The organism is Amycolatopsis sp. NPDC026612, from assembly GCF_040638285.1.
In the GTDB taxonomy this organism is placed as follows: domain Bacteria; phylum Actinomycetota; class Actinomycetes; order Mycobacteriales; family Pseudonocardiaceae; genus Amycolatopsis.
In genome coordinates, this window is record NZ_JBEZYB010000086.1 from 24,697 (window position 1) to 31,052 (window position 6,356).

Consider the following 6,356-nt stretch of genomic DNA (forward strand, 5'->3'; position numbering starts at 1 on the left):
GCGATGGCGCGTCCGGTCCGGATCGCGAACTTCTCCGGCGCGATGGGCGACCGGTTCTCCGCGTTCGAGGAAGCCGTGCAGGGCGATCCGGTGGACGTCGTGATCGGCGACTCGATGGCCGAGATCACGATGTCCATGGTGGTCGCGGGCTTCCACGGAAACCCCGCCGCCCGCCGTGGGTTCTTCTCGGAGTTCTTCCTCCGCCAGCTGCGTCCCCAGCTGCCCGCGATCGCCGAAAAGGGGATCAAGGTGGTCACCAACGCCGGGATCTACCACCCGGCCGGCCTCGCCGAGGCGATCCGCACCGAGATCGCGGCGCTGAACCTGGACCTGAAGGTCGCGTACGTGACCGGGGACGACCTCACCGACACCGCGAAGGACCTGATCGCCGACGGGCAGCTGACCCACCTGGAAACCGGCGCGGCGCTGGACGTCGACCCCGGCGAGCTGCTCGCGGTCAACGCCTACCTCGGCGGCTGGGGCATCAAGGCCGCGCTCGAAGAAGGCGCCGACATCGTCATCACCGGCCGCGTCGCCGATGCCTCCCTCGTCACCGGGCCGGCCGCGTGGTGGCACGGCTGGGACCGCGACGAACTGGACAAGATCGCCGGCGCGACCGCCGCTGCGCACATCATCGAATGCGGGCCGCAGGCCACCGGCGGGAACTTCGCCGGCTTCACCGGCATCGCGGACAACCTCCTGCCCGGCTTTCCCATCGCCGAGGTCGACGGCGACGGCAGTTTCGTGATCACCAAGCGCGCCGGCGACGGCGGCGCGGTCACCGTCGACACCGTCACCGCGCAGCTCATGTACGAAATCCAGGGGCCGCGCTACCTCAACCCCGACGTCACCTGGCACACCGACTCCGTCGAGCTGACCCAGGACGGCCCGGACCGGGTGCGCGTCACCGGCGCGAGGGGCAGCGCCCCGTCCGGTACGACCAAGGTCGGCATCAACTTCCAGCGCGGCTACCGCGGCGCGACCTGGCTCTTCCCCACCGGCCTCGACCTCGACGCCAAGATCGCCGTCCTCAAGGCCCAGGCCGAGCGGGCGCGCCAGGACCACGCGGTCGACGAACTGCACTTCTTCGTCTGCGGGCAGCCGGCTGCCGACCCGGAGGACCAGTGGCAGGCCACCGTCGCGGTCCAGGTCGCCGTCGCCGCGACCGACCAGCCGACGGTGTCGGGATTCCTGAACCAGTTCTGCTCCTACGGCCTGGGCAGCATCCCCGGCTTCTACATCGACATGACGCAGATGTACTCGATGGGCGGGCAGCCGCGGATCGACTACTGGCCGGGACTCGTCCGCCAGGCCGATCTCCGGCACCAGGTGCACCTGCCCGGCGGGCGGGTGCTCGACATCGCTCCCCCGCCGCACACGGTCCCCTTCACCGGTCAGCCGGAAACCGCGGCGAGCACGACGGATCCGGCGTCGTTCGGTCCTACCGCGACTGTCCCGTTCGGACGGATCGGCTACGCGCGCAGCGGCGACAAGGGTGCCAACGCCAACCTCGGCGTGTGGGTCCGGGACGAAGCGGCGTGGCCGTGGCTCGCGGCGTTCCTCACCGGCGGCAAGCTCCGCGAGCTGCTCGGCTGCCCGGACACCATCGGGATCGAACGCTACGAGCAGCCGAACCTGCGCGGCATTTCGTTCGTGCTGCGCGGGTACCTCCCGCCCAGCGGCTCGGCGAACCTCGCCCTCGACCAGATCGGCAAGTCGCTGGGCGAATTCCTGCGCGCCCGCCACGTCGACGTCCCGACCGCCCTGCTGCCCGCCTGACCGGAGAGCCCGCCATGGAAACCACCGACCCGCAGGTCCTGCGCGATGCGATGCTCAAGGCCGTCCAGCACCGCGCCACCGACGACGAGTTCGACCCGCACGCGGAGCTCCGCGCCCTCCTCGCCCCGCTCGGTTTCACCCCCGAAGACAGCGGCGGCACCGTCACCTTCCGCAAACGCGACCCGCTGATGCCCAGCAGCCTGCGCCTCGGCGGCGCGGCCGCGGTCGCGCTGGCCCAGCAGTCGGTGATCGCCGCGAAGCTGTGGCGGATGCGCACCGGCCTCGGCCAGGACATCAGCGTCGACCTCGGCCAGGCCATCCGCCGCCTCGCCCCGGCGTCGGAGATGAAGTGGGAAACCCTCAACGGCTACCCCGCCGACATGCCCGACCGCAGCGTCCTCGCCTACTTCGGTTTCTACCCCACCCGCGACGGCCGCCGCGTCATCCCGCCCAACATCTACCCCGGGCTGAAGTCGAAGATGCTCGCCGTCCTCGACTGCGCCGACAACCCCGAAGCCCTCGGCCGGGCCATCGCCCGGCACACCGCCGACGAGCTCGAAGCGCTGGGCGAGCAGCACGGGATCGTGTTCGCCAAGGTCCGCAGCGTCGAGGAGTTCGTCGACGAGCCGGTGTTCGAGCACCTCGCGTCCCGGCCGCTGATCGAGATCGAGAAGATCGCCGACACCCCACCCGAACCGCTGCCGGACTGGGGCACCCACCCCCTGTCCGGGATCCGCGCGCTGGGCATGGGCCACGTCATCGCGGGTGCCGGCATCGGCCGCTCCCTGGCCTCACTCGGTGCGGACGTGCTCAACGTCTGGCGCGTCGCGGAGTTCGAACCGGACCCCCTCATCGCCACCGCCAACGTGGGCATGCGCTCGGCGCGCCTCAACGTCCGCGGGCCCGACGGCCAGGAGACCCTGCGTGCCCTGCTGCGGGACGCGGACATCTTCTTCGCCAACCGCCGCCCCGGCCTGCTCACCGAACTCGGCGTCGACGCCGAGCAGGCCGCCGCCGTCCGGCCCGGCCTGATCCACGTCACCGCCAGCTGCCACGGCGAAACCGGCCCCTGGTCCCGGCGCGTCGGGTTCGACCAGGTCGCCGGCACGGTGACCGGCATGGTCGCCGCCGAAGGCAGCCTCGACGAACCGAAGCTGCCCCCGACGTCGATCATCAACGACTACCTCGTCGCCTGGCTCGGCGCGACCGGCGCCATGGCCGCGCTGGCCCGCCGCGCCACCGAAGGCGGCACCTACCGGGTGCACGTGTCGCTGACCCGGGCCGCGATGTGGGCGGTGACCCTCGGCTTCTTCGACTGGGACTACGTCCGCGAGGCCGTCGGCAGCGGCGGCGAGCACGAACTGCTCGACCCGCAGCTGTTCACCTCGCTCACCCCGCTCGGGATCTACCAGGGGGTCACCGAGAACATCACGCTGTCCCGGACCCCGCACCACTACCTCAACGTGCTGTCTCCCCGCGGGGCCGACCAGCCGATCTGGCTGCCGCGCCCGCACCGGGTCGACGTCGCCGCGCTCGCCGCGGCGCTGGGCCGCTGAGCACGGCCCCGGCCCTCAACCGCTTGCAGGACACGTCCTGGTCCGGCACACTCACTGCGGACGGCCAAGCCGCCGTGTTGCTGTGTCGGACACGTTCTTCCAGCTGTCCCCGGCGAGCCTCTCCAAGACACCTGCGGGAGTATTTCGATGTCGGGCGGCGCGGGCTCGCTCGCCGCACGCCCGTACTCGCTGGGGTCGGCACTGTAGCGCAGCTCGACGAATTCCTCCGCTGACGTGATCATCCGGCCCGGCGGCCTTGCCTACGGCCGGGACGGCGAGGTGATCCGCGCTCCGGAATCCGGCACTCCCGCGTAGTCCGGCAGGTCGACGCCGTTGATCGCGCGCTCGATCACCTCGGTGAGCCATTCGGCGTCGGGCTCGGCGTCGAGCCCACCGACGTCGCGGCTGTGCGCGTGCAACCGGCCGATCTCCTGGTTGGCCTCGACGAACGAGCGCATCCGCGCCTCGTATGCGGTGAACCCGGCCGCCGGATCCCACCCGGCGGCGGCCAGCTCTCCGGCCAGCAGGTAGGCACCGACCAGTGCCAGCCCGGTGCCCTGCCCGGACAGCGGCGACGAACTGAACGCCGCGTCCCCGAGCAGCGCCACCCGGCCACTCGACCAGCGGTCCATCACCACCTGGGCGACCTGGTCGAGGTAGAAGTCCGGCGTGTCGTCCAGGTGCGCGAGCATGCGCGGGGTCAACCAGCCCAGGCCGGCCACCCGCTCGCGCAGCAGCCGCTTCTGTGCTTCGACGTCACGGTGGTCGACGTCGAAGCCGGCCGAGGTGAAGGAGAACATGGCCATCGCCCGGGTGGCGTCCTGGATGGGCCGCAGGCAGGCCGACCGCCCGGGCTCCTGGTAGTCGAGCAGCCAGCGGTCCAGCCCGAATTCGTTGGGCACGCTGTAGAAGGCCAGCACGTGCCCGAGGTGCCGGACGAACCGCTCGTGCGGCCCGAAGACCATCGCCCGCAACGCCGAGTGCAGCCCGTCCGCCCCGACCACGAGGTCGAAGCGCCGCCGGTCGCCGCCCGCGAAGGTCACGTCGACGCCGTCCGCGTCCTGGATGAGCTCGGCGATCCGGTCGCCGAAGACGTACTCGACGGCGTCCCGGGTGTCGTCGTGGAGCACCCGGGACAGGTCCCCGCGCAGGATCTCGATCTCCGAGATGTACCCGTCGCCGCCGTCGTCGTCCGCGCGGAAGGTCTCCAGCACGGTGCCGTCCGCGTCCACGGTGTACGCGCCGGCGGTCTCGGTGCGGGCCGCGCGCACCGCCGCGTCCAGCCCCATCCGCCGGATGACCTCCTTGGTCACCCCGCGTGCGTCCACCGCCTGGCCGCCGGGGCGCAGCCCGGAGGCCCGCTCCACCACGGTGACCTCGGCCCCCCGCCGGTGCAGCCAGTGGGCGAGCGCCGGCCCCGCGATGCTCGCTCCCGCCACCAGGACCTTGGTACCGCTCACTGGCTCCCCCTGCTCGCCGATCCGGATCACTGGCCGGATAGTACAGCGAACCGGCTCGGCCGGACCGCGAAATACGCCGGTGCGCAACGGCGTCGCACCGGAACCGGCCACGGTTTCGTCAAAAGCCGCGCGGAAGCGGCACCCTAATACACGAATGAATTGAGCGGCGCTTTTACCGGCAGCTCCTGAAAATTCAATGGCCTGTTTCAGTGAGGAATTGTTGCGGCGGATGGTGCTGTCCAGGGTGGGACCGGGCAACGGCAGCGGGTTCCAGCCGCGCCCGGGGCTGACCATCGCGGGCATCGGCTCGGCGTTCTGGGGCCTGGTGTTCACCCGAGTGGCGCAATCCGTCAGTTTCCGCCCGGCATCCGGTGCGACGGTGTTAACTTCCGTCCTTCATCCGCTGCCCGAGCGAGGTGGTCCCGTCACCGTGACAGTGCACATGGACAAGTTCGCCGCTTACTTGCGCATGTTGAAGGACCGCAGCGGGCGGGGTTACGAACGTCTGGGCAGGCAGGCCGGGGCCAGCGGCTCCAGCCTGCACCGGTACTGCTCAGGCAAGAGCTTCCCCGCCGACTACCGCGTGATCCACTCGTTCGCCAAGGTCTGTGGCGCGTCCGCCGAGGAACTGCGCGAACTGCACCAGCTGTGGGCCCTGGCCGACGCCGGCCGGGCCGACGAGGCGCCGGCAGCGACCTCGGAGACCTCGGAGACCTCGCCGGTCGTCCCCCCGGCCGCGCGGCGGGAACCCTGGTCGCCACGCCGGCGCGGCCTCACGGCGGTGGCCGTCGCGGTCGTGGTCCTGCTGGCGGGCGGGCTGGTCTGGGTCACCGCCGCCCGGTCCGGTCCGGGCGGCGGCCGCTACGCCGACCGCATGCTGTTCTCCCCGGCCTGCCGGCCGCCGGTGAGCATGGGCCAGCACGACGAGTGCGTCACCGAGGTGCAGAACCTGCTGGTCGCCGCCCAGGGGCGGCTCGCGGTCGACGGCTCGTTCGGCCCGGAAACGCTGCGCCGGGTCACCGCGTTCCAGGTGCTGGCCGGCCTGCCCGCTCGCGGCGTGGTCGACGAGGCCACCAAGAACGCGCTGTACGACCACCGGACCAGCCTGGCCGGCTGGTCGGCGGTCCTGGTGGAGCAGCGGATCCGGGCGGTGTTCACCGAGGCGCCGGACACCGCGGTCGCGATCGCCCGCTGTGCCTCGTTCCTCGATCCGCTGTGGGTGTTGCCGAACACGAACGGCAGCCGCAACTGGGGCGTCTTCCAGATCTCCGACGACCGCCTGCTGGATCTCGGTGGCACGCCGCGGCAGGCTTTCGACCCGGTCTGGAACATCGACGCGGCGCACCGCCTGTGGAGCGCGCACCACGACTTCCACGACTGGCCATCCTGTTCGGCCGCCCTCCAGGACCCGCGATCGCACTGAGCACGGGGCCGTGGCCGGCGCCGGACCCCCCGGATTCCGGGGGTGCCGCGGGTGATCACCGCGATCGGGACCAGGTCGGCGAGCCGGGCCAGCGCCGCTTCGGGGGTGTCCGTGCGGGTGTAGCGCATCGCTTCGACG

General features: G+C 71.7%; 4 protein-coding genes. 3 read left to right on the plus strand and 1 reads right to left on the minus strand.

Annotated elements, in window-relative coordinates; all coding sequences use genetic code 11:
- Positions 1-3 precede the first annotated feature (3 nt).
- Both AB0F15_RS38790 and AB0F15_RS38795 read left to right on the plus strand, forming a co-directional pair.
- Positions 4-1,779 (plus strand): acyclic terpene utilization AtuA family protein, encoded by a 1,776-nt coding sequence (locus tag AB0F15_RS38790; RefSeq protein ID WP_360281734.1) that lies wholly within the window; start codon positions 4-6, stop codon positions 1,777-1,779.
- A 14-nt stretch (positions 1,780-1,793) separates the two neighbouring features.
- Positions 1,794-3,335, plus strand: a complete 1,542-nt coding sequence (locus tag AB0F15_RS38795) for a CoA transferase (RefSeq protein WP_360281736.1) — start codon at positions 1,794-1,796, stop codon at positions 3,333-3,335.
- 260 nt (positions 3,336-3,595) lie between these two features.
- On the opposite strand, the gene AB0F15_RS38800 is transcribed toward AB0F15_RS38795, so the two are convergent.
- Positions 3,596-4,795 (minus strand): FAD-dependent monooxygenase, encoded by a 1,200-nt coding sequence (locus tag AB0F15_RS38800; RefSeq protein WP_360281738.1) that lies wholly within the window; start codon positions 4,793-4,795, stop codon positions 3,596-3,598.
- 229 nt (positions 4,796-5,024) lie between these two features.
- Between AB0F15_RS38800 and AB0F15_RS38805 the strand changes: the two genes are divergently transcribed.
- A complete protein-coding gene (locus tag AB0F15_RS38805) occupies positions 5,025-6,218 on the plus strand; it encodes a helix-turn-helix domain-containing protein (RefSeq protein ID WP_360281740.1) in 1,194 nt (397 codons plus the stop codon).
- Positions 6,219-6,356 lie beyond the last annotated feature (138 nt).